At 71.0% G+C, this 25,345-nt stretch carries 19 protein-coding genes; 15 read left to right on the top strand and 4 right to left on the bottom strand.

Annotated features, from left to right (window positions below; all coding sequences use genetic code 11):
* Positions 1-179: 179 nt before the first annotated feature.
* From BUE30_RS06205 to BUE30_RS06175, 7 genes are all read left to right on the top strand, one after another.
* Positions 180-1,697, top strand: a complete 1,518-nt coding sequence (locus BUE30_RS06205; protein ID WP_073327044.1) for an efflux RND transporter periplasmic adaptor subunit — start codon at positions 180-182, stop codon at positions 1,695-1,697.
* Between the two features lie 19 nt (positions 1,698-1,716).
* On the top strand, positions 1,717-5,064 hold the full coding sequence (locus BUE30_RS06200) for an efflux RND transporter permease subunit (RefSeq protein WP_073327741.1): 3,348 nt from the start codon (positions 1,717-1,719) through the stop codon (positions 5,062-5,064).
* 61 nt (positions 5,065-5,125) lie between these two features.
* A complete protein-coding gene (locus BUE30_RS06195) occupies positions 5,126-6,316 on the top strand; it encodes an alpha-hydroxy acid oxidase (protein WP_244526283.1) in 1,191 nt (396 codons plus the stop codon).
* Positions 6,317-6,382: 66 nt separating this feature from the next.
* Positions 6,383-7,291 carry a 3-dehydrocarnitine:acetyl-CoA trimethylamine transferase BcoG gene (gene bcoG / locus BUE30_RS06190; RefSeq protein ID WP_073327041.1) on the top strand — a complete coding sequence of 303 codons (909 nt, stop codon included), beginning with the start codon at positions 6,383-6,385 and terminating at the stop codon, positions 7,289-7,291.
* On the top strand, positions 7,288-8,703 hold the full coding sequence (locus tag BUE30_RS06185; RefSeq protein WP_073327038.1) for a carnitine 3-dehydrogenase: 1,416 nt from the start codon (positions 7,288-7,290) through the stop codon (positions 8,701-8,703). The genes bcoG and BUE30_RS06185 overlap by 4 nt, the downstream gene beginning before the upstream one ends.
* 102 nt (positions 8,704-8,805) lie before the next feature.
* On the top strand, positions 8,806-10,179 hold the full coding sequence (locus tag BUE30_RS06180; RefSeq protein ID WP_244526282.1) for a hypothetical protein: 1,374 nt from the start codon (positions 8,806-8,808) through the stop codon (positions 10,177-10,179).
* A gap of 98 nt (positions 10,180-10,277) precedes the next feature.
* Positions 10,278-11,102, top strand: coding sequence for a COG3904 family protein (locus tag BUE30_RS06175; RefSeq protein ID WP_073327036.1), 825 nt, complete (start codon positions 10,278-10,280; stop codon positions 11,100-11,102).
* Here the strand turns inward: BUE30_RS06175 and arsH are convergent.
* Complete coding sequence (arsH, locus tag BUE30_RS06170; protein ID WP_073327736.1) at positions 11,080-11,787, bottom strand: arsenical resistance protein ArsH; 708 nt, start codon at positions 11,785-11,787, stop codon at positions 11,080-11,082. The genes BUE30_RS06175 and arsH overlap by 23 nt on opposite strands.
* Positions 11,788-11,895: 108 nt before the next feature.
* Here arsH and alr point away from each other — a divergent pair, with 108 nt between their 5' ends.
* From alr to purF, 5 genes are all read left to right on the top strand, one after another.
* The gene (alr, locus tag BUE30_RS06165) at positions 11,896-12,933 is read left to right on the top strand and encodes an alanine racemase (RefSeq protein WP_073327032.1); all 1,038 of its coding nucleotides are present in this window, start codon (positions 11,896-11,898) and stop codon (positions 12,931-12,933) included.
* Between the two features lie 173 nt (positions 12,934-13,106).
* Positions 13,107-14,495 (top strand): DNA repair protein RadA, encoded by a 1,389-nt coding sequence (gene radA / locus BUE30_RS06160; RefSeq protein WP_073327026.1) that lies wholly within the window; start codon positions 13,107-13,109, stop codon positions 14,493-14,495.
* Positions 14,496-14,497: 2 nt separating this feature from the next.
* Entirely contained in the window at positions 14,498-15,094 is a 597-nt protein-coding gene (locus tag BUE30_RS06155; protein WP_073327023.1) for a CvpA family protein, read from the top strand.
* A gap of 7 nt (positions 15,095-15,101) precedes the next feature.
* Positions 15,102-15,341, top strand: a complete 240-nt coding sequence (locus BUE30_RS06150) for a hypothetical protein (protein ID WP_073327021.1) — start codon at positions 15,102-15,104, stop codon at positions 15,339-15,341.
* Between the two features lie 271 nt (positions 15,342-15,612).
* A complete protein-coding gene (gene purF / locus BUE30_RS06145; protein ID WP_083601174.1) occupies positions 15,613-17,163 on the top strand; it encodes an amidophosphoribosyltransferase in 1,551 nt (516 codons plus the stop codon).
* A gap of 290 nt (positions 17,164-17,453) precedes the next feature.
* On the opposite strand, the gene BUE30_RS06140 is transcribed toward purF, so the two are convergent.
* Positions 17,454-17,771, bottom strand: a complete 318-nt coding sequence (locus BUE30_RS06140) for a hypothetical protein (RefSeq protein ID WP_073327018.1) — start codon at positions 17,769-17,771, stop codon at positions 17,454-17,456.
* Between the two features lie 136 nt (positions 17,772-17,907).
* On the opposite strand from BUE30_RS06140, the gene parE reads away from it, so the two are divergent.
* Positions 17,908-19,875, top strand: a complete 1,968-nt coding sequence (gene parE / locus BUE30_RS06135; RefSeq protein ID WP_073327014.1) for a DNA topoisomerase IV subunit B — start codon at positions 17,908-17,910, stop codon at positions 19,873-19,875.
* 2 nt (positions 19,876-19,877) lie between these two features.
* Here parE and BUE30_RS17505 read toward each other — a convergent pair whose 3' ends face one another.
* Positions 19,878-20,837: a hypothetical protein gene (locus BUE30_RS17505; protein WP_170865616.1), complete on the bottom strand. Its 960-nt coding sequence runs from the start codon at positions 20,835-20,837 to the stop codon at positions 19,878-19,880.
* 96 nt (positions 20,838-20,933) lie between these two features.
* Here BUE30_RS17505 and BUE30_RS06130 point away from each other — a divergent pair, with 96 nt between their 5' ends.
* Complete coding sequence (locus BUE30_RS06130; RefSeq protein ID WP_073327012.1) at positions 20,934-21,608, top strand: hypothetical protein; 675 nt, start codon at positions 20,934-20,936, stop codon at positions 21,606-21,608.
* Between the two features lie 81 nt (positions 21,609-21,689).
* Here BUE30_RS06130 and BUE30_RS06125 read toward each other — a convergent pair whose 3' ends face one another.
* On the bottom strand, positions 21,690-23,060 hold the full coding sequence (locus BUE30_RS06125; protein WP_073327009.1) for an FAD-dependent oxidoreductase: 1,371 nt from the start codon (positions 23,058-23,060) through the stop codon (positions 21,690-21,692).
* Between the two features lie 159 nt (positions 23,061-23,219).
* On the opposite strand from BUE30_RS06125, the gene malQ reads away from it, so the two are divergent.
* Entirely contained in the window at positions 23,220-25,049 is a 1,830-nt protein-coding gene (gene malQ, locus BUE30_RS06120; RefSeq protein ID WP_073327006.1) for a 4-alpha-glucanotransferase, read from the top strand.
* Positions 25,050-25,345 lie beyond the last annotated feature (296 nt).

Below are 25,345 nucleotides of genomic sequence, written 5' to 3'. Positions count from 1 at the left end.
GCCGCGGAGCCATGCCTACGCCGGCCGATCGCAGGATCCCCGCGAAAGAAACGGGCCGCGCGCGCGACGGAACCGCGGCCCGGTCACGTTCAGGTGCTCGGGAATGGACTTCCCCGCGGCGGCGGGCACAATGACGTGCGGTCTCCGCCCTTCGCCGAACGACCACGATCGGAACGCCCATGCGCTTTCTCCGCCGCTCGCTCCTGGGGCTCTTCCTCCTCGCGGCGACGCTCGGCCTGCTGTTCCAGGCGGGCGCGACCCTCTGGGGCGCCGCGCAGTCGCGGATGAACGCCGAGCCGCGCAGCTTCCCCCAGCGCGAGCGCACCGCGACGGTCGTCACGCAGGTGGTCGAGCCGGTGACGCTGACCCCGGTCCTCACCGTCTTCGGCGAGCTGCGCTCGACCCGGACGCTGACCCTGCGGGCCCCGACCGGCGGCACGGTCGAGACGGTCGCGCCCGAGATGGTCGAGGGCGGTGTGGTCGCGGCCGGCACCACGCTCTTCAGCGTCGATCCCGTCGAGGCGGAGGGTCTGCTGGCCAGCGCCCGGGCCGACCTGTCGGATGCCGAGGCGGATGGCCGCGACGCCGAACGCGCGCTCGTCCTCGCCGAGGACGAGCTGGCGGCGGCCGAGGCGCAGGCGACGCTCCGCGAGCAGGCCCTGACCCGGGCCCGCGATCTTGCCGAGCGCGGGATCACCGTCGCGAGCGATCTGGAGGCGGCCGAGCTTGCCGCCTCGACCGCCGCCGCGCAGGTCCTGGCCGCCCGCGAGGCGGTGGCTCAGGCGCAGACGCGGATCGACCTGACGGGGACCGAGGTGGCGCGCCGCCGCATCGCGGTGGCCGATGCCGAGCGCACGCTGGGCAACGTCGCGCTGCGCGCCCCCTTCGGGGGGCGCCTCTCCGGCGTGACGCTCGCGCCCGGGGCGCGCATCACCGCGAACGAGGAGGTGGCGCAGCTCGTCGACCCGGACGCGCTCGAGGTCGCGTTCCGGGTCTCGACCGAGCAGTACGGTCGGCTGACGCAGGACGGATCGCTGCTGGAGGCGCCGGTCTCGGTCGCGCTCGAGGCCGGCGGCTTCGAGCTGACCGCGACGGGCCGCATCACCCGAGAGGCCGCGACCGTCGGCGAGGGGCAGACCGGGCGGTTGATCTTCGCCGCCCTGGGCGAGGCGGCGGGCCTGCGGCCCGGCGACTTCGTCACCGTCCGGATCGAGGAACCGGCGCTGGACGGCGTTGCCCTGCTGCCGGCCACCGCGGTCGGCGCGGGGGACGAGGTGCTGGCCGTGACGGAAGAGGACCGGCTGGCCCTGCGCCCGGTCGAGGTGCTGCGCCGGCAGGGCGACGACCTGATCGTCGCCGCGGCCGATCTCGCCGGGACGGAGGTGGTGACCGAGCGCTCGCCCCTGCTGGGCGCGGGCCTGCTGATCGAACGCGCGGCCCCCGACGGGGAAACGGCCGCGGCCGCGCCCGGCGGGGCCGATGCCGCACCCGGCGACGGGCCGGACTCGGCGGCCGGGACCGCAGCGGCGGGCGAGACCATCGCCCTCGACCCCGAGCGCCGGGCGCGGCTGCGCGCCTTCGTCGTGGCGAGCGAGGCGATGCCCGAGGAGGCGCGAAGCCGCGTGCTGGCCCAGCTCGACTCCGACGAGGTACCGGCCGAGCTCGTCGCCAGCCTCGAAGACCGGATGGGGGGCTGAGGCAGTGGGCCGCGGCGGCGTGATCGGAGGGCTTCTCGCCTATTTCGTCCACCACCGGACGGCGGCGAACCTCGTGCTCGCGCTGATGGTCTTTGCCGGGGTCATCGCGATCCCCAGCATGCGGGCGCAGTATTTCCCCGACGTGGTCTCGGACACGGTGACCGTCAGCGTCTCGTGGCCCGGCGCGGGGGCCGAGGATGTCGACGCCTCGATCGTCGAGGTGCTGAACCCGGCCCTCATGGCGGTGGACGGCGTGACCTCGGCCGATGCCAGCGCCTCGGAAGGGTCGGCCCGGATCCGCCTGGAATTCGAGCCGAACACCGACATGGAGGCGGCCGAGGCCGCGGTGCAGGAGGCGCTGGACGGCGCCTCGGACCTGCCGGACAGCGCCGAGGATCCGCAGGTCCGCTCCGGCGGGTGGACCGACCGCGTGACCGACGTGGTCATCGCCGGGCCGGTCAGCGTCGACCAGCTCGCCCTCTATGCCGACGAATACGCCCGCATGCTGTTCGACCGCGGCGTGACCCGCAGCTCGGTGGGCGGGGTCGCGGCGCCGCAGATCCTGGTCGAGGTGCCCTCGATCGCCATCGTGCGCTACGATATCGGCCTGTCCGACATCTCGGCCGCGATCGGGCGTGAGGTCAGCGCCGACCCCGCGGGAGAGGTCGAGGGCACCGCCCGGATCCGCACCGGGACCGAGGCCCGCTCGGCCGAGGAGATCGCGGCCGTCGTCCTGCGCCGCAACATCGACGGCACGACGCTGACCGTCGGCGACGTGGCCGATGTGACGACGCTCGGCCCCAATCGCGACGTGGCCTTCTACGTGGGCGACGACCCGGCCGTGCAGGTGCGGGTGGAGCGCAGCGCGCAGGGCGACGCGATCGCGATCCAGGAGGCGGCCGCCGACGCGGCCCGGCAGCTCGAGGCGACGCTGCCCGCCGGCACGACTCTCTCGCTCACCAATTCCTCGGCCGAACAGATCGAGTCGCGGCTGAACCTGCTTCTGGACAACGGGCTGACGGGGCTCGCCCTCGTCGTGGCGCTGCTCTTCCTGTTCCTGAACGCGCGCACCGCGCTCTGGGTCGCGCTGGGCATCCCGGTCGCGATGGCGGCGGCGATCGCGCTGATGCACCTGATGGGCATCACCTTCAACATGATCTCGCTCTTCGCGCTGATCCTGACGCTCGGCATCGTCGTGGACGACGCGATCGTGGTGGGCGAGCATGCCGATCACCGCGTCCGCCGCCACGGCGAGAGCGGGCCGGAGGCGGCCGAGGCGGCGGCGCGGCGGATGTTCGCGCCCGTCTTCTCGGCGACGCTGACCACGATCATCGCCTTCTACGGCCTCGTTGTGATCGGCGGCCGGTTCGGCACGCTGATCCGCGACATCCCCTGGACGGTGATCGCGGTGCTGGCGGCCAGCCTGGTCGAATGCTTCCTGATCCTGCCCAACCATCTCGGCCATTCCGTCGGTAGGGCGAAGCAGGCCTGGTACGACTGGCCCTCGCGGATGGTGAACCGCGGTTTCGGCTGGGTCCGCGACCGTCTCTTCCGCCCGCTGATGGCCGGGGTGGTGGTCGCGCGCTACCCGGTGATCGCGCTGGGAATCCTGCTGCTGGCCGCGCAGGCCGCGCAGTTGGTGCGGGGCGACGTGCAATGGCGGTTCTTCTCGTCGCCCGAGCAGGGGTCGGTTACGGGCAACTTCGCCATGCTGCCCGCCGCCGCGCGCGAGGACACGCTGGCCCAGATGACCGAGATGCAGCGCGCGGTCGAGGCGCTGGGCGAGAGGCTGGAGGCCGAGCACGGGCTCGACCCCGTCACCTTCGCCATCGCCCAGATCGGCGACAATTCTGGCCGCCCCCTCTCGGGCGCCGAGGACAAGGAGGGCTGGCAGCTCGGCGCGATCACCGTCTCGCTCGTCGACGCGGACCAGCGGCCCTATTCCTCGGGCGAGTTCGTCCAGATGCTGACCGAGGAGGCCCGCCAGCTGCCGCTGACCGAGACCATCAGCTTCCGGTCCTGGGGCGCGGGGCCGGCGGGCGACAGCATCGACATCCAGCTTTCCGGCGCAGATGTCGGCCGCCTGAAGGAGGCGGCCGAGGCGCTGAAGACCGCCCTCGCCCGCTATCCCGAGATCTCGGGCCTGGAAGACAGCCTGTCCTACGACCGCGAGGAGCTGATCCTCGAGCTGACGCCGCGCGGGCAGGCGCTCGGCTTCACGACCGACAGCCTCGGCCAGACGCTGCGCCAGCGCCTGACGGGGATCGAGGCGGCGAGCTACCCGCTGAACGGGCGTTCGGCCACCGTGCGGGTGGAGATCCCGGAGGACGAGCTCACGGCCGACTTCCTCGACCGGACGCTGATGCGGACCGAGGCGGGCGATTACGTCCCGCTCGCCGACATCGTCACGGTGACCCGACAGCAGGGTTTCGCGTCGATCCGGCGCGAGAACGGCATCGTCATGGTCTCGGTCCTCGGCGAGCTGGCGGACGACGATCCCGACCGCGCCGCCGAGATCGGCCGGATCATCGAGGAGGAGATCCTGCCCGGCATCGCCAGCCGCTACGGCGTCTCGACCGACCAGGGCGGGCTGAACCAGCAGGAGGCGGAGTTCCTGTCCGACGCGCAGACCGCGCTGATCCTGACGCTGGCCGGGATCTACCTCGTCCTGTGCTGGATCTTCGGCTCGTGGACGCGGCCGCTGGTCGTGATGTCGATCATCCCCTTCGGCCTCGTCGGGGCGATCTGGGGCCATGCGCAATGGGACATCCCGATGTCGCTCTTCTCGGTGGTCGGGCTGATCGGCATGACGGGGATCATCATCAACGATTCCATCGTGCTGGTGACCACGATCGACGAGGAGGCGGAGGGGCGCGGGCTCTTTCCCGCGATCATCGACGGCACCGCCGACCGTCTGCGTCCGGTCTTCCTGACCACGGCCACCACGGTGCTCGGCCTCGCCCCGCTGCTCTACGAGGGGTCGACACAGGCCGAGTTCCTCAAGCCGACCGTCGTGACGCTGGTCTACGGCCTGGGCTTCGGGATGGTCCTCGTGCTGCTGCTGGTGCCCGCGATCCTTGCCTGCCAGTCCGATTTCGGCCGGCAGATCCGCGCCGCCCGGCGGGCGCTGCGGGGCCGGGCGGGGGCCGCGACCCGGGGAACCGTGGCCGGCGCGGCGGGGGCCATCGCCCTCGGCGGGCTGGTCCTCGCCCCCGCGGTGCTGGGAACCGCGCCGGTCCTGCCGGGCCTGCCCGCCGGCTTCGGCGCGGCCTTCGCCGCCTTCCTCGCCGGGCTCGCGCTCTGGCTCGCCCTCATCTGGGCGACCGCGCTGGTCGCCGCGACCCTGCGCCGCCGCCGGACCACCTGAGCCCGGTTTGACAGGGCGCCGCGGACGGGACTACTCACCGGGCCGAGGGATCCGCGGGAGAATGTCGATGCGCCTTGGCCAGTGCCACAACTTCCACGATTTCCGCCGCCTGGCGCGGCGGCGCCTGCCCTCCCCCATCTTCGACTACATCGACGGCGGCGCCGACGACGAGGTGACGAAGCGCGGCAATTCGGCCGCCTTCGAGCGGGTGGACCTGCTGCCCTCGGTCCTGACGGGCGTGGCCGAGGTGGACACCTCCGTCACGATCATGGGCCAGCGCCTCGCCTTGCCCGTCTACTGCTCGCCGACGGCGCTGCAGCGCCTCTTCCACCACCGGGGCGAGCGCGCGGTCGCCGCGGCGGCCGCGAAGTTCGGCACGATGTTCGGCGTGTCGTCGCTCGGCACGGTCAGCCTCGAGGAACTGCGCCGGCAATACGACACGCCCCAGTGCTACCAGTTCTACTTCCACAAGGACCGGGGCCTGAACCGCGCCATGATGTCCCGCGCCAAGGAGGCGGGCGTCGAGGTGATGATGCTGACCGTCGACAGCATCACCGGCGGCAACCGCGAGCGCGACCTGCGGACGGGTTTCTCGATCCCGATGAAGCTGAACGCGCGCGGCCTGTCGCAGTTCGTGATGAAGCCGAAATGGGGCATCGACTACGTGACCCACGAGAAGTTCGCCCTGCCCCAGCTCGACGCGCATGTCGACATGGGCGGCGGCACGATCTCGATCGGGCGCTACTTCACCGAGATGCTCGACCCCTCGATGGACTGGGACGACGTGGCCCGGATGGTCGCCGAATGGGGCGGGCCGTTCTGCCTGAAGGGCGTGATGACGGTGGCCGATGCCCGCCGCGCGGTCGGGATCGGCTGCGCCGGCATCGTGCTGAGCAATCACGGCGGGCGGCAGCTCGACGGCTCGCGCGCGCCCTTCGACCAGCTGGCCGAGATCGTGGACGCCGTGGGGGGCGAGATCGACGTGATGATGGATAGCGGGGTGCAGCGCGGCACCCACGTGCTCAAGGCGCTGGCGACGGGGGCGAAGGCGGTCGGCCTCGGGCGGTACTACCTCTACGCCCTCGCGGCGGCCGGGCAGCCGGGGGTCGAGCGCGCGCTGGCGTTGATGCAGGCCGAGATCGTGCGCGACATGAAGCTGATGGGCGCGAGATCCGTCGCGGACCTGAACCGGGACGCGCTGCGCGCCGCGCATCCCATCGGCGCCGCCGCGAGGCTGTCCGCCGCGATCTGACCGTTCCGCCTTGCGGCGCGGGGCGATCCGTCCTTCACATGGGCGGGCCAGACGAAGGACGCCCCGATGCCGCTCAGCCCCACCCGCGAGGTCTTCATCACCTGCGCCGTCACCGGATCGGGGGCCACGCAGGACCGCTCGCCCTACGTCCCGCGCTCGCCCGCGCAGATCGCGGCCAGCGCCATCGACGCCGCCCGCGCCGGGGCGGCCATCGTCCATTGCCACGTCCGCGACCCCGAGAGCGGCGCGCCGTCGCGCGATCCGCGCCTCTACCGCGAGGTGACGGACAGGATCCGAGAGTCCGAGGTGGACGTGGTGCTGAACCTCACCACCGGGATGGGCGGCGACATCGTCTTCGGCGGGGTCGAGTCCCCCCTTCCCGTGGCGAAGGGCACCGACATGGCCGGCGCCTCCGAGCGGGTCGCGCATATCGCCGAGTGCCGGCCCGAGATCTGCACGCTCGATTGCGGCACGATGAACTTCGCCGAGGCCGATTACGTCATGACCAACACGCCCGGCATGCTGCGGGCGATGGGCCGGGCGATCACCGAGCTGGGCGTCGTGCCCGAGATCGAGGCCTTCGACACGGGGCATCTGTGGCTGGCCAAGGCGCTGGTGGAGGAAGGCGTGCTGGCCTCGCCCGCGCTCGTGCAGCTCTGCATGGGCGTGCCCTGGGGCGCGCCGAACGACCTGAACACGCTGATGGCGATGGTGAACGCCGTGCCGCCGGACTGGACGTGGAGCGCCTTCTCGCTCGGCCGGGACCAGATGCCCTATGTCGCCGCCGCCGTGCTGGCGGGCGGGCATGTCCGCGTCGGGCTGGAGGACAACCTGATGCTGGCGCGCGGCCGGCTCGCCACCAATGCGCAGCTGGTCGAGCGCGCCGTGGGCATCGTCGAGGGGATGGGCTGCACGATCATGGGCCCGCAGGCCGTGCGCGAGAAGCTGGGTCTGACGAAGCGGGCCCCGGCATGAAGGCGGCCATCGTCGGCGGCGGCGTCATCGGCGGCGGATGGGCCGCCCGGTTCCTGCTGAACGGCTGGGATGTGGCGGTCTTCGACCCCGACCCGCAGGCCCGGCGCAGGATCGGCGAGGTGCTGGACGGCGCGCGGCGCGCGCTCCCCGCCCTCTACGACGCGGCCCTGCCGCCCGAGGGTCGGCTGACCTACGAGGACGGGATGGACCGCGCCGTGGCCGGTGCCGACTGGGTGCAGGAAAGCGTGCCCGAACGGCTGGACCTCAAGCACCGCATCCTCGGCCAGCTCACCGAGCTCGCGCCGGAGGCCGCGATCATCGGCTCCTCCACCTCGGGCTTCCGGCCCTCCGAGCTGACGGCCGAGGGCGCGCGCGCCATCGTCGCGCATCCGTTCAACCCGGTCTACCTGCTGCCCCTGGTCGAGCTGGTGGGCGGGGCGGAGGCCTGCGCCCGGGCCGCCGACCTGCTGCGCGGCATCGGCATGTATCCCCTCACCCTGCGCAAGGAGATCGACGCCCATATCGCCGACCGCCTGCTCGAGGCAATCTGGCGCGAGGCGTTGTGGCTGGTCACCGACGGCATCGCCACGACCGACGAGATCGACGAGGCGATCCGCCAGGGCTTCGGCCTGCGCTGGGCGCAGATGGGCCTGTTCGAGACCTACCGCATCGCCGGCGGCGAGGCCGGGATGGCGCATTTCATGGAGCAATTCGGCCCCGCCCTCGCCTGGCCCTGGACGAAGCTGACGGACGTGCCCGCCTTCACGCCCGAGCTGGTCGCCACCATCGCGGCGCAGTCCGACGCGCAGTCCGGCCACCTGAGCATCCGCGCGCTGGAGCGGCTGCGCGACGACAACCTCGTCGCCATGCTCCGCGCGCTGAAGCGCACCGGCTCGGGCGCGGGCGGCACGATCCTGGGCCACGAGGCCACCCTGTCCCCGCCGGAGGAGGTGGACGGCCTGCCCGTGACCTTCCGCGCGCAGGTCCCGTCCAGCTGGACCGATTACAACGGCCACATGAACGAGACGCATTATCTCGAGGCGGCGGGCCGCGCCTCCGACCGGTTCATGGCGCTGGTCGGGGCCGATGCGGACTACATCGCAGGGGGCCTCAGCTATTTCACGGTCGAGAGCCATGTCCGCTACCTGGACGAGGTGCTGGCGGGCGACAGGCTGACCGTCACGACGCAGGTCCTGTCGGGCGCGGGGAAGAAGCTGCACCTCTTCCACCGGCTGGCCCGCGGCGACGGCACCCTCGCCGCGACGGTCGAGACCCTGCTCCTCCATGTCGATCTGGAGACGCGGCGCAGCTGCGATCCCGCCCTGCAGGTGACCGAAGCGGTCGCGCGCCACGCCCGCGCCCATGAGGGTCGGCCGGCGGAGGGGGCGGGCCGTTTCACCGGGCAGCGCTGACGACCCGCGCCCCCCCTGACGCAGAGGTGACGCTCGCCCGACTCGCCGTCACCGGCGGGCCGTCCTATGCTCTGCCGGAGACGGGAACAGGCGGGCGGGCGGATGGACGACAGGGACGGGGCGCGGCGCATGGGCCGGGCCGAAACGCAGGGTCTCGCCCAGGCGCGCGAGATCGAGGGGCATCTCGGCTGGCTCGACGGGATCACCGGCGCGGCGCTCGCGGTGCTCGCCGTGGCGTCGGGCATCTACACCTATCTCGGCGTCAGCTCGCTGCTCGACGATACCGGGGCGCTCTCGGTCTTTGCCGCGATGGCCTATTCGGTGGCCGTGTCGGTCGGCATCTTCGTGTTCTGGTCCTACATGATGCGCCTTCTGCCCGCGATGCGGACGATGGGCGCGCGGCTGGGCCTGCTCGCCTCGATGGCGCTCGGCTCGGTCGCGATCGTCGCGATGTCCTCCTGGCTGAACGCGGCCGCGCTGGCCGGCGCGGCGGCGGTCGAGCAGCACCTCGCCGAGACCGTGCAGGATTACCAGCAGGCGCTGGAGCGCGCGAACGAGATCGCCGTCTCGGCCCAGGGGCTCGAGCGCGACGTGGCGCGGGTGCGCCAGTCCTTCCAGGACCTCGCCGAGCAGGAGGCGTCGGGCGATCTGTCGGGATTCGCGGGGCAAGGGGCCGTCTTCCGCCTGCTGCGGCAGAAATCGGACGAACTCGCCGCGCTCGAGGCGCAGATCGCGACCCAGACCCCGCTGGTCGAGGCGGCCTTCGCCGAAGGCAACCAGATCCTCAGCCGGATGCGCGCCCTGACGGTCGAGCCCGGCCCGGTGGAGACCCGGTCCGTCCAGTTCAGCGAAGAGGCGGTGCGCCTCGCCAACGTCATCACCCGGCTGCGCCAGCTCTCCATTGCGCCGCTCGTGGTGCGGGCGGCGGACGACCTCGCCGCCTCGGTCGTGCTGCCCGAGCTCGACGGCACCAGCGACGCCACCCGCGCCGGCCAGGCCAGCACCATCGACAGCGTGCTGACCGTGCTCGGCCAGCGGGCCGAGACGCTGCGGTCGGCCGCGCTCGGCGTGATGGACATGACAGCCCCGGAGGAGACGATCTACACGCCGATCTCGACCGCCGACGCGGTGATCCTCTATGCGGGGAACTTCGTGCCGTCCTGGGCGGGGGCCATCGCCATCGACCTGCTGCCGGCGGTGCTCGTCTTCATCGTCATGGTCAGCCAGGCCGCGATGCGCGGCGCGCGCGAGCCGGTGGCGGGCGAGGACCGGATGACGCTGGCGGAGCTGCGGATCGCGCTGGGCGCCCTGCGCGAGATCGACGGCGCCATGGGCGACAGCCCGGCCCGCGTCCGCCAGGGCGACGCGCCGGTCGCCGGCCCCGCGGACGAGACCGGCCTCGCGCCGGACACCGCCGCCGAACGCGAGGAGGCGGCGACCAACATCGCCCCCCTCGACCGGCGAAAGGGGCCGTGAGGCATGGCCCGCTTGCACCTTTCCGACCCAAGCGACGGCTCGCACCGCCCGGCGCGGCGCGGAACCGGGACGAATCCGATCTTCGCGGAGGAGGGATCGTGAAGGTGGGCGCCCCGGGCGAGACCCGGAAATGGCTGCTCGCGCTGGTCGGGGTCCAGGTCCTCTTCGCCGTGCTGATGGTGAGCGGCGACCTCGCCCGCGTGCTGCCCCAGGTCCTGAGCCCGAGCGACGCCCCCGCCCTGACCACGCCGACCCGCCCCGGCGACCAGACGCGGCAGTACCGTCCCGCCCGGATCGCCCCGCGCGAGGGCGCGCCTGGATCGCGCCCCCTCCCCTCCACCGACGAGATGCCGACCCGTCTGCTGGCCGAGATCGCCGAATGGCAGGGCGCGCCGGCCCTGCTGCTGACCGGGCAGATCGCCCCCGGCGATGCCGACCGCATCCGGGACGAGATCGTCCCTGCCCCGGCCGAAGGCACGCCCGTCTTCCTCAACTCGCCCGGCGGATCGGTCGCGGATGCGCTGGCCCTCGGGCAGTGGATCCGCGAGGCGGGGATGGACACGCGGATGGGCGGCACCGACATCTGCCTCTCCGCCTGCCCCTACATCCTCGCCGCCGGCGTCACGCGCGAGGCGGCGGAGGGCGCCTGGATCGGCGTGCACCAGCATTATTTCGACGAGAACACCGCCCTGCCCGCCTTCTTGGCGGTGTCCGACATCCAGCGCGGCCAGGGCGAGGTGATGGCCTACCTGATCGCCATGGGCATCGATCCCGGCATGATGCAGCCCGCCCTGATGACCCCGCCAGAGGAGATCTACCTCCTCACGCCGGAGGAACTCGACCGCTACGATCTGGTCACCAGCCCGGACGCGGATCCCGATCCCGATCCCGGGCCCGGGCCTACGAGCCCGACGACGAATTGACGCGGGCGATCAGCGCCTCGGCTGTCTCCTTCCGCTCGGAATAGCGGTCGGTGAGGTAGGCGCCCGCCGCGCGGGTGAGCCACGTGACCTTCACCAGCTCCTCGCAGACATCGACCACCCGGTCGTAGAACGGCCCGGCCGCCATCCGTCCGTCCTCGTCGAAGAGCTGGAACGCCTTCGGCACCGAGGACTGGTTCGGGATCGTCACCATCCGCATCCAGCGTCCCAGGATCCGCATCTGGTTAAGGGCGTTGAAGCTCTGGCTCCCGCCCGAGACCTGCATCAGGGCCAGCGTGCGGCCCTGGGTCGGCCGCACCGCCCCCATCGAGAGCGGGATCCAGTCGATCTGGCTCTTCAGCACCCCCGTCATCGCGCCGTGCCGCTCGGGGCTGACCCAGACCATCCCCTCCGACCAGATCGCGGCCTCGCGCAGTTCCGCGACCTTCGGGTGATCGGCCCCCGAATCGTCGGGCAGCGGCAGCCCGTCCGCGTGGAAGACGCGGGTCTCGCAGCCGAAGGCCCGCAGCAGCCTCTCGGCCTCCAGCGCGAGGAACCTGCTGTAGGACCGCGCGCGGAGCGAGCCGTAGAGCAGCAGGATCCGCGGCGCGTGGTCCGGGCAGGGCCCGGTGAGGGCCGCGCGGTCGATCGGGCGGGCAGCGCCCGTCAGGTTGGGCAGGTCTGATATATCCATGATTCCGGAAATGACGAAACAACCCGGCGGGATCAAGCCCCCCGCTCCCGCCGGCCGCCGCCGCGTCTTGCCGCCCCCCGCACATGCTGCCAGACAACGCGCATGGCCACGGGACAGCTCACCATCGACCTCGACGCGCTCGCCGCGAACTGGCGCGCGCTGGACGCGCGGACCGCCGTGCCGACCGGCGCGGTGGTCAAGGCCGACGGCTACGGCCTCGGCGCCGAGCGCGTGGCGCGCGCCCTCGCCCGGGCCGGCGCCCGCACCTTCTACGTCGCCGTGGCCGAGGAAGGGGCCGCGATCCGCCAGGCCCTCGGCCCCGGCCCCGAGATCCGCGTCTTCTCGGGCCACATGGCGGGCGATACCGAGATGCTCGCCGACCTCGCGCTGACGCCGATGCTGACCTCGATCGAGCAGCTGACGCGGCATCTCGAATCGCTCCCCGGCCATCCGTTCGGGCTGCAGCTCGACACCGGGATGAACCGGCTCGGCCTCGAATGGCAGGACTGGGCGGCGGTGGCCGTGATCGCGCTCGGCCAGCGCCCCGTCGTGCTGATGAGCCACCTCGCCTGCGCCGACGAGCCGGACCACCCGATGAACCCCTACCAGCTCGACGTCTTCCACCGGATGACCGACGGGGTCAGCGTGCCGCGCTGCCTCGCCGCGACGGGGGGCATCCTGCTCGGCCCGGACTACCATTTCGACGAGACCCGGCCCGGGATCGGCCTCTATGGCGGCCTGCCCTTCGAGGGCGCGGCCCCCGTCGCCCGGCTCGACCTGCCGGTCGTCCAGTGCCGCGACCTCGCCGCCGGGGAGGTGGTCGGCTACGGCAATTCCTGGCAGGCCGAGCGGCCGACCCGCCTCGCCACCGTCTCGGGCGGCTATGCCGACGGCCTCCACCGTGCCCTGCAGGGCGAGCTGACGCTTTGGTTCGGCGATACGCCCTGCCCCGCCGTGGGCCGCGTCTCGATGGACCTGATCACGGTCGACGTGACCGACCTGGCCGAGGATCCCGACTGGCTCTCGGTCCTGACCGACAGCCAGGGCGTCGACGCGCTCGCCGCCGCCTGCGGCACGATCGGCTACGAGATGCTGACCTCGCTCGGCGCCCGCTACGCCCGGCGCTACGCCAGCGGCTGATCCGGCGGACCCCGCCGCGACGCCGTCCGCGCCGCGGCCGGCCCCGCTGCGCGCCCGCCGACCGGACAATAGTCCGGCCAGGGGACCGGGCGCCCCGCCCTCCCCTTCGCAGGGTCTCAAATACCGCGGCGCGCCGATTGCCCCCCGGCCCGCCGCCATGGCATGAGCGCGCCATGCCAAGGGACAGCCTCTTCGTCTGCCAGAATTGCGGCGCCACCCATCCCCGGTGGTCGGGCCGCTGCGACGCCTGCGGCGAGTGGAACACGATCCGCGAGGAGGCGCCGGTCAGCGAGGGGCCGGGCAAGCGCCCGACCAGGGGCCGGGGCATCGACCTCACCGACCTCGCCTCCTCCGATCCCGAGCCGCCCCGCACGAATGCGGGGGTGGAGGAGCTCGACCGCGTCCTGGGCGGCGGGCTGGTCCAGGCCAGCGCGATCCTCGTCGGCGGCGATCCCGGCATCGGCAAGTCGACGCTGCTGCTCCAGGCCAGCGCCCGCTTCGCCCGGCAGGGGCTGAAGGTCGTCTACATCTCGGGCGAGGAGAGCCGCGGCCAGGTCCAGATGCGGGCCCGCCGGCTCGGCCTGACGGAAAGCCCGGTGAAGCTGGCCGCGGCGACCAACCTCTCGGACATCCTCGCCACGCTCGAGGCCGAGACGCCGGACCTCGCGGTGATCGATTCGATCCAGACCATGTGGTCCGACCAGTCCGACAGCGCGCCGGGCAGCGTCAGCCAGGTTCGCGCGGCGGCGCACGAGCTGACCTCCTTCGCCAAGCGGCGCGGCATGGCGGTCGTCATGGTCGGCCATGTCACGAAGGAGGGCGCGATCGCCGGCCCCCGCGTGGTCGAGCACATGGTCGATTGCGTGCTCTATTTCGAGGGCGACCGGGGCGGCGCCTTCAGGATCCTGCGCGCGCACAAGAACCGCTTCGGCCCGGCGGACGAAATCGGCGTGTTCGAGATGACCGGCAAGGGGCTCGTCGAGGTGCGCAACCCCTCCGCCCTGTTCCTCGAGGGGCGCGGCACGCCGGCCCCCGGCTCGGCCGTCTATCCCGGGATCGAGGGCACCCGCCCCATCTTGACCGAGATCCAGGCCCTCGTCGCCCCCGCCCCGCCCGGCGGCGCGCGGCGCAGCGTGACGGGCCTCGATTCCTCGCGTCTGTCCATGATTCTCGCCGTGCTCGACGCCCGGGCGGGGCTCAGCTTCGCCGGGCTCGACGTCTACCTCAACGTCGCGGGGGGCCTGCGCATCCAGGACCCCGCGGCCGATCTCGCCATCGCCGCCGCCCTCGTTTCGGCGCGCGAAGGCGAAGCCCTGCCGGCCGATTGTGTCATTTTCGGCGAGATCTCCCTCTCGGGCGCGCTCCGCAGCGTCCCGCAGACCGAAAACCGGTTGAAAGAGGCGGTCAAACTTGGTTTCTCGTCCGCGCTCCTGCCCCCCCGGCCGCGCCGTGCCGGCGGCGGCGCGGGGCTGGAGCTGAAGGAGCTGGACGACGTGCCGACCTTCGTGTCCCGAACCTTCACCCTGCCGGGCGGATCCGGCCCCGCATCTGAAAAGGACTGACGATGGAAGGCTTCACCCTGGTCGACGGCATCGTGGCGCTGGTCATCGTGGTCTCCGCGCTCCTCGCCTACAGCCGCGGCTTCGCGCGCGAGGCGCTGGCGATCCTGGGCTGGATCGGCGCGACGATCCTGGCCTTCATCTTCGCCGACACGGTCGAGCCCCTGATGCGCCAGATCCCGGTCCTCGGCGATTTCATCGGCGACAGCTGCGAGCTGGCGATCATCGCCGCCTTCGCCGCCGTCTTCGCCGTCGCGCTGGTGATCTTCTCGATCTTCACCCCGCTCTTCTCTGGCGTGATCCAGCGCTCCGCCCTGGGCGGGGTCGACCAGGGGCTGGGCTTCCTCTTCGGCGTGTTCCGGGGCCTGCTCCTCGTCGCGGTCGCCTTCTTCGTCTACGACACCGTGCTGTCGGCGCAGCAGGTCCCGATGATCGAGAACAGCCGCGCGGCGGCGATCTTCTCGGGCTATACCGACGACATCCAGAACCGGAACCCCGAGGCGGCGCTGGGCTGGGTCACCGCGCAATACGAGCAGCTCGTCGGCAATTGCGGCGCCCCCGCCGCCGACGTGGCCCCCGCCACCCCGCCCGCCGCGAACTGAGGACGGGGTGCTCCGGCGCGCCCTCCTCGTCCTGGCGGGGCTCGCGGCCCTCGCCGCCGCCATGCTGCCCCTTCCCCCCATCGCCGCGACCGTCGCGGGCGGGACCTGGACCGGGACGAGCACGCTGGCGGCGGCGGCGACGATCCTGCTCCTCGGGGCCGGGATCGCCTGCCTCGCCCTCGGCCTGCGCGCCCGCCGCGGGGCCGGGTCCGCGGCCGGCCGCGCGGGCCGGGCCCCCGAGGCGTGACGCGGCCCGGGCCGCCCCGCCCTCTCTCGCAGCCGATCACCGGCCTGGTCGCTGGCCCGGTCCCTGGCCCGGTCCGTGGCCAAGTCCCTGGCCCAGTCCCTGGCCCGGTCACCGTACCGGCCCCTCGCCCGATCACAGGTCTCATCACCGGCCCGATCACTGCCCGATCCCGCGCCGTCCGGCCCGATCCGCCCCCGCTCGCGCCCGATTGACCGCCCCCGCCCGCGGCGATGGCGTGACAGCGGGGCCCGGGGCGCTTATGTGACCCCCGATGCCGCCGGAATCGGAGCCCGTCCCCCCCGTGTCGCACCCAGCCTCCTCCCCGCGCCGGACGCCCCGCCCCGCGCCCCTGACCACAGATCCCTTCGCCGGCGACCCCGAGGACGGGGACAAGCTGCGCGAGGAATGCGGCATCTTCGGCGTGACCGGCGTGACCGAGGCCGCGAACTTCGTCGCGCTCGGCCTGCACGCGCTGCAGCACCGGGGACAGGAGGCGGGCGGCATCGTCACCCACGACGCCGGCACCGGCTTCCATTCCGCCCGCCGGATGGGCCTCGTGCGCGACAACTTCACCTCGGCCGAGGTGATCGGCACGCTGCCCGGCACGATCGGGATCGGCCATGTCCGCTACTCGACCGCCGGTCACAAGGGGCAGACCGCGATCCGCGACGTGCAGCCCTTCTTCGGCGAATTCTCGATGGGCGGCGCCGCCGTCGCGCATAACGGCAACATCACCAATGCCGACGCCCTGCGGCGCGAGCTGATCTCGCGCGGCTCGATCTTCCAGTCCTCCTCGGACAGCGAATGCATCATCCACCTGATGGCCCGCTCGATGGGCGCCACCATTCCCGACCGGATGGAAGAGGCGCTGCGCAAGGTCGAGGGCGCCTTCTCCGTCGTCGCCATGACCCGGTCCAAGCTGATCGGCGTACGCGATCCGCTGGGCGTACGGCCCCTCGTGCTGGGGAAGATCGGCGAGGAGGGCTGGGCCCTGGCCTCCGAGACCTGCGCCCTCGACATCATCGGGGCCGAGTTCGTCCGCGACGTCGAGCCGGGCGAGATGGTCGTGATCTCCGGCGGCGAGGTGGAGAGCTACTCCCCTTTCCGGCCGCGCCGGTCGCGCTTCTGCATCTTCGAGCACGTCTATTTCTCGCGTCCCGACAGCACGCTCGGCGGCCGCTCGGTCTACGAGACGCGCGAGGCCATCGGGATGGAACTGGCGAAGGAGGCCCCGGTCGAGGCCGACCTCGTCTGCCCCGTCCCCGACAGCGGCACCCCGGCCGCGATCGGCTATTCGCGGGCCAGCGGCATCCCCTACGGCATGGGGATCATCCGCAACCAGTACATGGGCCGCACCTTCATCGAGCCGTCCGAGCAGATCCGCAACATGGGCGTCCGGCTGAAGCTGAACGTCAACCGCGCGCTGATCCGGGGCAAGCGCATCATCCTCGTGGACGACAGCGTCGTGCGCGGCACGACCAGCCGCAAGATCAAGGAGATGATCCTCGACGCGGGCGCGGCCGAGGTCCATTTCCGCATCGCCTCGCCGCCCACCTCCTGGCCCTGCTTCTACGGCGTCGACACGCCCGAGCGCGAGAAGCTGCTCGCCGCCACGATGTCCGAGGAGGAGATGCGCGAGCATCTGGGCGTGACCTCGCTCAAGTTCATCTCGCTCGACGGGCTCTACCGCGCCGTCGGCGAGACGGCCGGGCGCGACCCGGACAGCCCGCAATATTGCGACGCCTGCTTCTCGGGCGATTACCCGATCCGGCCGGCCGACATGGTCGACAAGGGCTTCAGGCTGCGCGAGGCGGCCGAATAGGCCCCCGCCCCGCCCCCGGGGGCGCTCCCCCCTTCCCTTCGCAGGGTCCCAAATACCGGCCCGGCCCGCCACCTCCGCCGGGGCTAGCGGGACACCGGGAAAGGACAAGAAGGCACGAAAAAAGGCCCGGGACGCGATGCCCGGGCCTGAGGTGTGGAACGAGGGACAGTGTCACGAGGGCAGCGGGTTCCAGCCACTGCCGTCTGACCCCAATCTAGGCAAACCGAATCGCGGCGACAGCCCCTCTCCCGTTTTCGTGAATTGCCCGTGTCAAGCCGCGATCCGCCGGATCAGTCGAAAATCTCCTCGACGATGTCCCAGATGCCCCTCAGCGCCCGGCGCTGGAGGCTCTTCCTGCGCTTGCCCTTGCGGGCCGGACGCGCCGTCTCGCCGTGATGCGAGGGCGCGGCCGGGCGGGCGGGTGCCGGCGCAGCCGCAGGCGCCTGCCCGGCCCGCCGGGCCCGGGCGCCGTCCACCGGCAGCGCCTTCAGCCGCGACAGCGGCGCGCCGCAGCGCGAGCAGGCCAGTTCGTGCCGTGTCTCTCCGGCGAGGACCAGCGTCGCCTTCGTTCCGCAATAGCAGCATGTCGCGATTCTGGCGTCCCGCATGATCCCTCCGCATCGGTCACGGCCGATATAGGTGCCCGCCTGGCGCCGCGCATCCCCGCAACAGATTGCGTCCCGCGCCCCGTCCTGCCACATTATGCGCCTTGAAGGACCACGGGCAGCACGGGGGCGGACCAGCATGGCGGACGATCTTCTGGGGGGCGACGCGGCCTCCGGCGACGACATCTACGACGCCTCCTCCATCGAAGTGCTGGAAGGGCTCGAACCGGTGCGCAAGCGTCCCGGCATGTATATCGGCGGCACGGACGAGAGGGCGCTGCACCACCTCGTCGCCGAAGTGCTCGACAATTCGATGGACGAGGCGGTCGCCGGCCACGCGACGCGCATCGAGGTCGAGCTGCATGCCGACCATGCGGTGACGATCCGCGACAACGGCCGCGGCATGCCGTTCGACCCGCACCCGAAGTTCCCCGGAAAATCCGCGCTCGAGGTGATCCTCTGCACGCTGCATGCGGGCGGCAAGTTCTCGGGCAAGGCCTACCAGACCTCGGGCGGCCTCCACGGCGTCGGCGCGTCGGTCGTGAACGCGCTGTCCGATACCATGATCGTGCAGGTCGCCCGCGACCGCCGACTGGTCGAGCAGCGGTTCTCGCGCGGCGTGCCCCTCGGACCCGTGGAGGAGATCGGCGCCGCCCCCAACCGGCGCGGCACGACGACCACCTTCCATGCGGACGAGCAGATCTTCGGCCATCACCGGTTCAAGCCCGCGCGCCTGCTCAGGATGGTGCGTTCCAAGGCCTATCTCTTCTCGGGCGTCGAGATCCGCTGGAAGAGCGCGATCGACGACGGCGAGACCCCGCTCGAGGCGACGTTCCACTTCCCCGGCGGCCTCGCCGACTACCTGGGCGAGCAGTTGACCGGCGCCTCGACCTATGCCGACCGGCCCTTCGCGGGAAATGTGGATTTCCAGTCGAAGTTCGGCGTGCCGGGCAAGGTGGAATGGGCGATCAACTGGACGCCCGCGCGCGACGGCTTCATCCAGTCCTACTGCAACACCGTCCCCACCCCGGAGGGCGGCACCCACGAGGCCGGGTTCTGGGCCGCGATCCTCAAGGGCATCCGCGCCTATGGCGAGCTGTCGAACGTGCGCAAGGCCAGGGACATCACCCGCGAGGACCTGATCGCGGGCGGCTGCGCGCTGGTCTCCTGCTTCATCCGCGAGCCGGAATTCGTCGGCCAGACCAAGGACCGGCTCGCCACGGTGGACGCCCAGCGCCTCGTCGAGGGCGCGGTGCGCGACCATTTCGACAACTGGCTGGCCGCCGACACGAAAAGCGCCGGCGCCATCCTCGACTTCCTGATCCTGCGCGCCGAGGAGCGGATGCGCCGCCGGGCCGAGAAGGAGACCGCCCGCAAGACAGCGACCAAGAAGCTGCGCCTGCCCGGAAAGCTGGTCGATTGCTCGGCCACGAACCGCGAGGGGACCGAGCTCTTCATCGTCGAGGGCGACAGCGCGGGCGGGTCGGCCAAGATGGCCCGCGACCGCAAGACGCAGGCGCTGCTGCCGCTGCGGGGCAAGATCCTGAACGTGCTGGGGGCGGCCTCGTCCAAGCTCGGCAGCAACCAGGAGATCAGCGACCTCACCCAGGCGCTCGGCGTCGGGCTGGGGTCGAAGTTCCGCATCGACGACCTGCGTTACGACAAGGTCATCATCATGACCGATGCCGACGTGGACGGCGCGCATATCGCCTCGCTCCTGATGACGTTCTTCTTCACCCAGATGCGCCCGATGATCGACGCCGGGCATCTGTATCTCGCGTGCCCGCCCCTGTTCCGGCTCACGCAGGGGGCGCGGCGCGTCTACTGCCTCGACGAGGCGGAGAAGGCGGAATGGCTGGCCAAGGGCCTCGGCGGCAAGGGCAAGATCGACGTCTCGCGCTTCAAGGGTCTGGGCGAGATGGACGCCAAGGACCTCAAGGAAACCACGATGGACCCCGCCAGCCGCAAGCTGATCCGGGTCGTGGTGGACGACGAGATGCCGAACGAGACGGGCGACCTGGTGGAGCGGCTCATGGGGAAGAAGCCGGAGCTGCGGTTCCAGTATATTCAGGAGAACGCGCGGTTCGTGGAGGAGTTGGATGTTTGACTCTATTTCACAATATGTAGACTTTCATGATCGGCGGGGAACCTGCCCTTCCCAAGCGAAATCTCGCTAGAAATGAAAGCTCGCTGTGCGTTTATAAGGTGGACTCTTTTTGCTCTTATCTTTTGAACTCTAGCAAAATGCGCCTTATCAATAAGGATCGGCTTTCCGCCCTTGGCAGAGACGTGAACAACTTTTGCCGAATTTTCTTTGTGATGTGACAATGCATCGTTCAGCCTTTCTATGCGAGTAGCAGCAAGATCATATGCGTCGGCGGCATCCGACCTTAGCAAGTTGTGGACAGATGCGATGCTTGCAGCATAACCTCTTACAAAATACTTCAGATCTAGTGACTCGACGCCAAGGGCACGAACCTCGTCTCTCGTCACACTTCTAATTTTCGTGTTCGAAACAAACTTCTCAACGCTAATATAGGGATCAACGCTTATTCGCAGCCTTGACCGACTGTGCGGCTCGTCGTTTTCGTAAAGATTAGAGCTATTGAAGATTGCGCCGCCAGTTTCAATCTGCTGATGAATCATTGAATTCCGCAACCCATCCATTACTCTATACTCAAATGATCCATCGAAGTTTTCTGCAAATCTCTGCTTTACGACGTCAATGCTTAGACCAACAGAAACTAGCAAGGTCTGACTTTGCTCATAATAGGCCCGGCCGGCGGTTAAGAGATTGAGGAGCTTGATATCCCTTTCCACTCCGACGTCATACATGAAGTCATAACCATCATCGCCCCTTTGGTAGAAATATGCGAAGGCATGCTCAAGAATGGTTTTCTCCAGATCCACATATGATCCAGTAAACACCGAGAAAAGGTTCTCGAAGTTCCAGAGCGAAACGAGGGCATTGCGTGCGTCGACTGCTTGCACAAAATCCTCTTCAAGAATTTCTGTTTTTGCCCCCCCTATATAGTTTTCGAAGAGTAGATATGGCTCTGCTTTGTCCATTGATCGATCGACTCCAGTCCATAGTAATACGTAGTTGCCAGTCTCTTCATATTGACCGATCATCTACCTATTGTCGCCATTGATGAAGTTTTTTTTGTGCGCCCCCTCCTCGCCCTCGCCCTGCTCGCCGCTTGCGGACGTCCGCTCACGCCGAACGAAACCGCGATGGCGCATGCCTTTCTCGGCCCCGCCATCCGGCCGGAGGCGGTGCGCTTCCATGGCGACCTCGCCGCCGGACCCTCGCGGACCGTGCCGACCCGCCCGCGGGAGACCTGCCGGGAGCGGATCATGCCCCCGATCGAGGGGCCGAGCTTCCAGTCCTCCACCGCCGCGATGGCGGCCTTCGACCATGTCTGGGTGCGGCCCTCGCTGTTCCTCGAGGATTACCTCGCGGGCATCGAGGAGGGCGTGCTGAACCTGCCCGCCGCGATGCTCTTCCTGCACGAGATGGTCCATGTCTGGCAGTGGCAGAACCGCGCCGTGACCGGCTACCACCCGCTCAAGGCCGCGTTCGAGCATGTGCGCTCGGCCGATCCCTACCTCTTCGATCCCGAAACGCGGGCGGATCTCCTCGATTTCGGGTGGGAGCAGCAGGGCGTGATCGTCGAGGAATATCTCTGCTGCCGCACCCTCGCCCCGGAGGCGGAGCGCACGTCCCGGCTGCACGCCATGCTGGGCGTGCATTTCGACCTGCCCGCCCTGTCCCGCCCCATCGCGCGCGAGGCGCTGCTGCCCTGGGACGGGGTCGAACTGGCGGGGATCTGCGACTGATCGAGGGGCGGCGCGGGCCCTCCCCGCCCGGCGGGGCGGGTCGCCGGGCCCCCTCGGCCGGTCGCGCGGCGCCCCGCCCGCTCAGTGGTGGCGGCCGCCCTGCCGCGCGAGCTCGCCCTGGATCGCGGCGGGGTCGAGCCGGTCCAGCGCCACGTCCTGCCGGACCGAGAGGGCCGCGGCGATGCCGGCGCCCTGCCCCGTCACGGCGCAGCAGGCCATGTTGCGCGTCGCCGCATGGCTGCCCTTGTCCCCGCCCGTGGCGCGGCCGGCCACCAGCAGGTTGCGGATCCGCCGCGGCAGCAGGTTGCGGTAGGGGATCTGGAAGTAGCGCCCCGTCGTCGGCAGGATCAGGATGCCGTAGCCGTCGATGAATTCGGGAAAGATCCCGATGCTGTCCTCGAAGCGCCCCTGTTCGCGCACGTCGTGGCTGGTCATGTTGTAGAGGCAGTCAACCTTGCGCGTGTCGCGGATGCCGATCGTCATGCCGAAGTTGCGCAGCCGGATCCCGTCGCAGCCCGGCGTGTAGCGGCGCAGCGCGTCGATCGCGAGCATGGCCTGCCGCCGCCCCTCGATCTCGAACGCCGTCAGGTTGTCTGGGTCGGTCCCGTCGCAGCCCGCGAGGTGGATCAGGTTCATGTAGGTCAGCTCGCCCGTGTCGTGCACGGCGCCCCAGGTGCCGGCGATGGTGTTGAGGTTGGCGGGGATGCGGCCGTCGCGGATCGCCTGCTCGAAGGGCTTGCGCAGGAAGGGCGAGAACATCGAATCCTCCTTGCCCGTCGTCTCGATCGCCCATTCGCCGCTGGCCCAGTCGCCGTAGGATTGCGGATCCTCCTTCACGCCCTGCAGGAACCGCGCCTTGTCGACCCCGGCGACGTGGAACATGACCGAGGCGGCCATCATCTCCTCGCGCGGGGTGCGGGCGACCGGCGCGCCGGCACGGGCGCAGATGTCGGCGTCGCCGGTCGCGTCGATCACTCGCCGGGCCAGGATCGCCTCGCGGCCCGCCTTCGATTCGGTGACGATGCCGACGATCGTGTCGCCCTCCATGATCGGGGCGACGAACTGGCGGTGCAGCATCGGCATGAGGTTCGGCTCCCCGGTGACGAGGGCGTCGGCCACCAGCTTGAACCCCTCGCTGTCGATCTCGTGGGAGAGCGACTGGCTCTCGGGCACGGCGAAGCCCATCTCCTTCGAGCGCTCCTCGAATTCCCGCGCGATGCCGTTGCTCTCGACCGTCTGCTCGTGGCGGTACCAGTGCATCCCCTCGACCCCGACCACGGTGAGGTTGCCACCGAAGCAGCCGAAGCGCTCCACCAGGCAGACCTGCGCCCCGGCGCGGGCCGCGGCGAGGGCCGCCGGCAGCCCGCCGGGCCCCGAGCCGACGACGAGCACGTCGGTCCGGTGGATGACGTCGATCTCGCGCGCCGGCTCGTGAATGGTCGTCCTCGGCATCTCGCCCCCTGTCCTCTCGCGTCGCGGCCTCATAGCCGGGACGGCGCCGCGATGCACGCGGCGCGCCCGGGGCGGCGCCGCCGGGGCAACGCGCGGTCCCCGCTTGGCAGGCCGCAGGACGCGCTAGGTCCTTCGTCACCCCTCGGAGAGGATCCATCGATGGCACCCGATCTGCGCGCGCTGGCCGAGCATCACGGACTGACGACGGCCTACGACGATCCGTTCGAAGAGGGGGCGGCGCGCCCCGTTCCGGACGCGACCCTGCGCCTCGTCCTGCAGGGGCTGGGCATGGATCCCGGCGGCGCGCCCTCGGGCCCCGGGGCGGCGCGGCGGATGACGGTTCCCCGCGGCGCGGAATGCTGGTTGCCCCCGGGCCTGAAGGACGCGCCCGGATGGGGAATCTTCTGCCAGCTCTACGAGCTGCGGTCGGCCCGCAACTGGGGGATCGGGGATTTCGCGGATCTGACCAAGCTGGCGGGCATCTGCGGGGCGGCCGGCGCGGATTTCCTCGGCATCAATCCCGTCCACGCGCTCTTCCTCGCCGCGCCGGATCGCCGCAGCCCGTTCTCTCCCTCGAACCGGCGCTTCCTCAATCCGCTCTACATCGCGCCGGACCTGGTGGAGGGGGTCGCGCCCCCCGGGGACCTGCCGGCGCTGCGCGCCGCCGAGAGCGTGGATTACCCCGCCGTCGCGCGCGCCAAGATCGGGGCGCTGCGCCGCGCCTTCGACCGCGGGGTCGACCGGGCGGCGCTGGACCGCTTCGCCGCGGAGGGCGGCGCGCCGCTGCGCCTCCACGCCCTGTTCGAGGCGATCTCCCGCGACATGGTCGACCGGGGGCACGGCGCCGGCTGGCGGGACTGGCCGGAAGAGCTGCGCGATCCCGGTAGCGCCGAGGTGCGCGGGCTTGCCGAGGCGCTCTCGGACGAGGTGCGGTTCCACATCTGGCTGCAGATGATCGCACGCCGGCAGCTGTCGGACGCGGCGGGGGCCGCGCGGGAAGCCGGCATGCGGATCGGGCTCTACCTCGACCTCGCGGTGGGCGAGGTTCCGGACGGCTCGTCCACCTGGTCCGGCGCGGCGGCCGCGCTGCCCGGCCTGACGGTCGGGGCGCCGCCGGACATGTTCGCCGCGCGGGGCCAGAACTGGGAGCTGGCCGCCCCCTCCCCGGCGGAACTCGTCCGGACGGACTTCGCCCCCTTCCGCGAGATGATCCGGGCGCAGCTGACGGAGGCCGGTGCCCTGCGGATCGACCACGCGATGGCGCTGTGGCAGCTCTTCCTGATCCCGGAAGGCGCGAGCCCGGCCGAGGGCACCCATCTGCGCTATCCCTTCCCTGACATGATCGCCGCCCTGGCCGAGCTCTCGCAGAGACACGAGGCGGTCGTGATCGGCGAGGATCTGGGCTTCGTGCCGAAGGGCTTTCGCAGGGCCATGGGCCAGGCGAACGTCCTGTCCTACCGGATCCTCGTCTTCGAGCAGGACGAATCGGGATTCAGACCGCGCCGCAGCTATCCCGAACTGGCGCTGGCCTGCCTGTCGACGCACGATCTGCCGGTCCTCGGCGAATGGTGGCGCGGCACGGATGTCGAGGTCCGCCGCCGCTACGGGCTCGTCGACGCGGAGCAGTCCGGCGCGGCGGCCGCCCATCGGCGCACGGAACGGGCGGCACTGGTCGAGAGGCTCCGCCGATCGGGAACCCTGCGGGGCCGCGTGCCGGCCGCGGCGGCGGAGCTTCCCGAAGAGGTGCTGGACGCGGCCCACCGGTTCCTCGCGCGCACGCCGAGCCTTCTGACCGCGGTCCGACTGGCCGATCTCGTCGGGCCCGACATCCAGACGAACGTGCCGGGGACGACCGACGAACATCCGAACTGGCAGCCGCGCAGCCCCACCGACATCTCGCGGATCGCCGCCCATCCGCGCTTCGCCCGGATCACGGGCCTGATGCGGGCGGAACGGCCCCGTCCGGCTGCGCCGGACGCGCCGACGTGACCGCGCCCGCCGCGATCCCGGCCGGCCCCGGTCGTCCGGACCGTCGGTGATCCGGCGGAAGCTCGACCGGATCGCCGGTCATTGCAGCGCCAACGTCGCTGTCCTGCAGATGCCCGCCCGGCCCCGCAGACCGGCGCCGTCGGGGCGGCGCGCGGCGGCGCCCGGTCGAGTGCTCTCCCGCGAGGCATCCGCCCTCCTTCCGGAGCGGGCGATGGACGGCGCCATTGCGACCGCCGGCCTCTCTCTCCTCGACCTGTCCCGGCGCGGGATCACGCGAGCGGCCTTGCCGAGCGCGA

It is taken from the genome of Wenxinia saemankumensis, from assembly GCF_900141735.1.
Lineage (GTDB): Bacteria > Pseudomonadota > Alphaproteobacteria > Rhodobacterales > Rhodobacteraceae > Wenxinia > Wenxinia saemankumensis.
The sequence above is the reverse complement of the archived record's forward strand: the minus strand, read 5'-3'. Positions and strand labels throughout refer to the sequence as shown.

Excerpts from the sequence above, each read along its gene's own strand:
- BUE30_RS06140 (WP_073327018.1), bottom strand. The coding sequence starts at position 17,771 with ATGCGGGACGCCAGAATCGCGACATGCTGCTATTGCGGAACGAAGGCG.
- BUE30_RS06180 (WP_244526282.1), top strand. The coding sequence starts at position 8,806 with ATGGACGACAGGGACGGGGCGCGGCGCATGGGCCGGGCCGAAACGCAG.
- BUE30_RS06195 (WP_244526283.1), top strand. The coding sequence starts at position 5,126 with ATGTCGATGCGCCTTGGCCAGTGCCACAACTTCCACGATTTCCGCCGC.
- bcoG (WP_073327041.1), top strand. The coding sequence starts at position 6,383 with ATGCCGCTCAGCCCCACCCGCGAGGTCTTCATCACCTGCGCCGTCACC.
- parE (WP_073327014.1), top strand. The coding sequence starts at position 17,908 with ATGGCGGACGATCTTCTGGGGGGCGACGCGGCCTCCGGCGACGACATC.
- BUE30_RS17505 (WP_170865616.1), bottom strand. The coding sequence starts at position 20,837 with ATGGACAAAGCAGAGCCATATCTACTCTTCGAAAACTATATAGGGGGG.
- malQ (WP_073327006.1), top strand. The coding sequence starts at position 23,220 with ATGGCACCCGATCTGCGCGCGCTGGCCGAGCATCACGGACTGACGACG.
- purF (WP_083601174.1), top strand. The coding sequence starts at position 15,613 with ATGCCGCCGGAATCGGAGCCCGTCCCCCCCGTGTCGCACCCAGCCTCC.
- BUE30_RS06205 (WP_073327044.1), top strand. The coding sequence starts at position 180 with ATGCGCTTTCTCCGCCGCTCGCTCCTGGGGCTCTTCCTCCTCGCGGCG.
- radA (WP_073327026.1), top strand. The coding sequence starts at position 13,107 with ATGCCAAGGGACAGCCTCTTCGTCTGCCAGAATTGCGGCGCCACCCAT.
- BUE30_RS06125 (WP_073327009.1), bottom strand. The coding sequence starts at position 23,060 with ATGCCGAGGACGACCATTCACGAGCCGGCGCGCGAGATCGACGTCATC.
- BUE30_RS06185 (WP_073327038.1), top strand. The coding sequence starts at position 7,288 with ATGAAGGCGGCCATCGTCGGCGGCGGCGTCATCGGCGGCGGATGGGCC.
- BUE30_RS06155 (WP_073327023.1), top strand. The coding sequence starts at position 14,498 with ATGGAAGGCTTCACCCTGGTCGACGGCATCGTGGCGCTGGTCATCGTG.
- alr (WP_073327032.1), top strand. The coding sequence starts at position 11,896 with ATGGCCACGGGACAGCTCACCATCGACCTCGACGCGCTCGCCGCGAAC.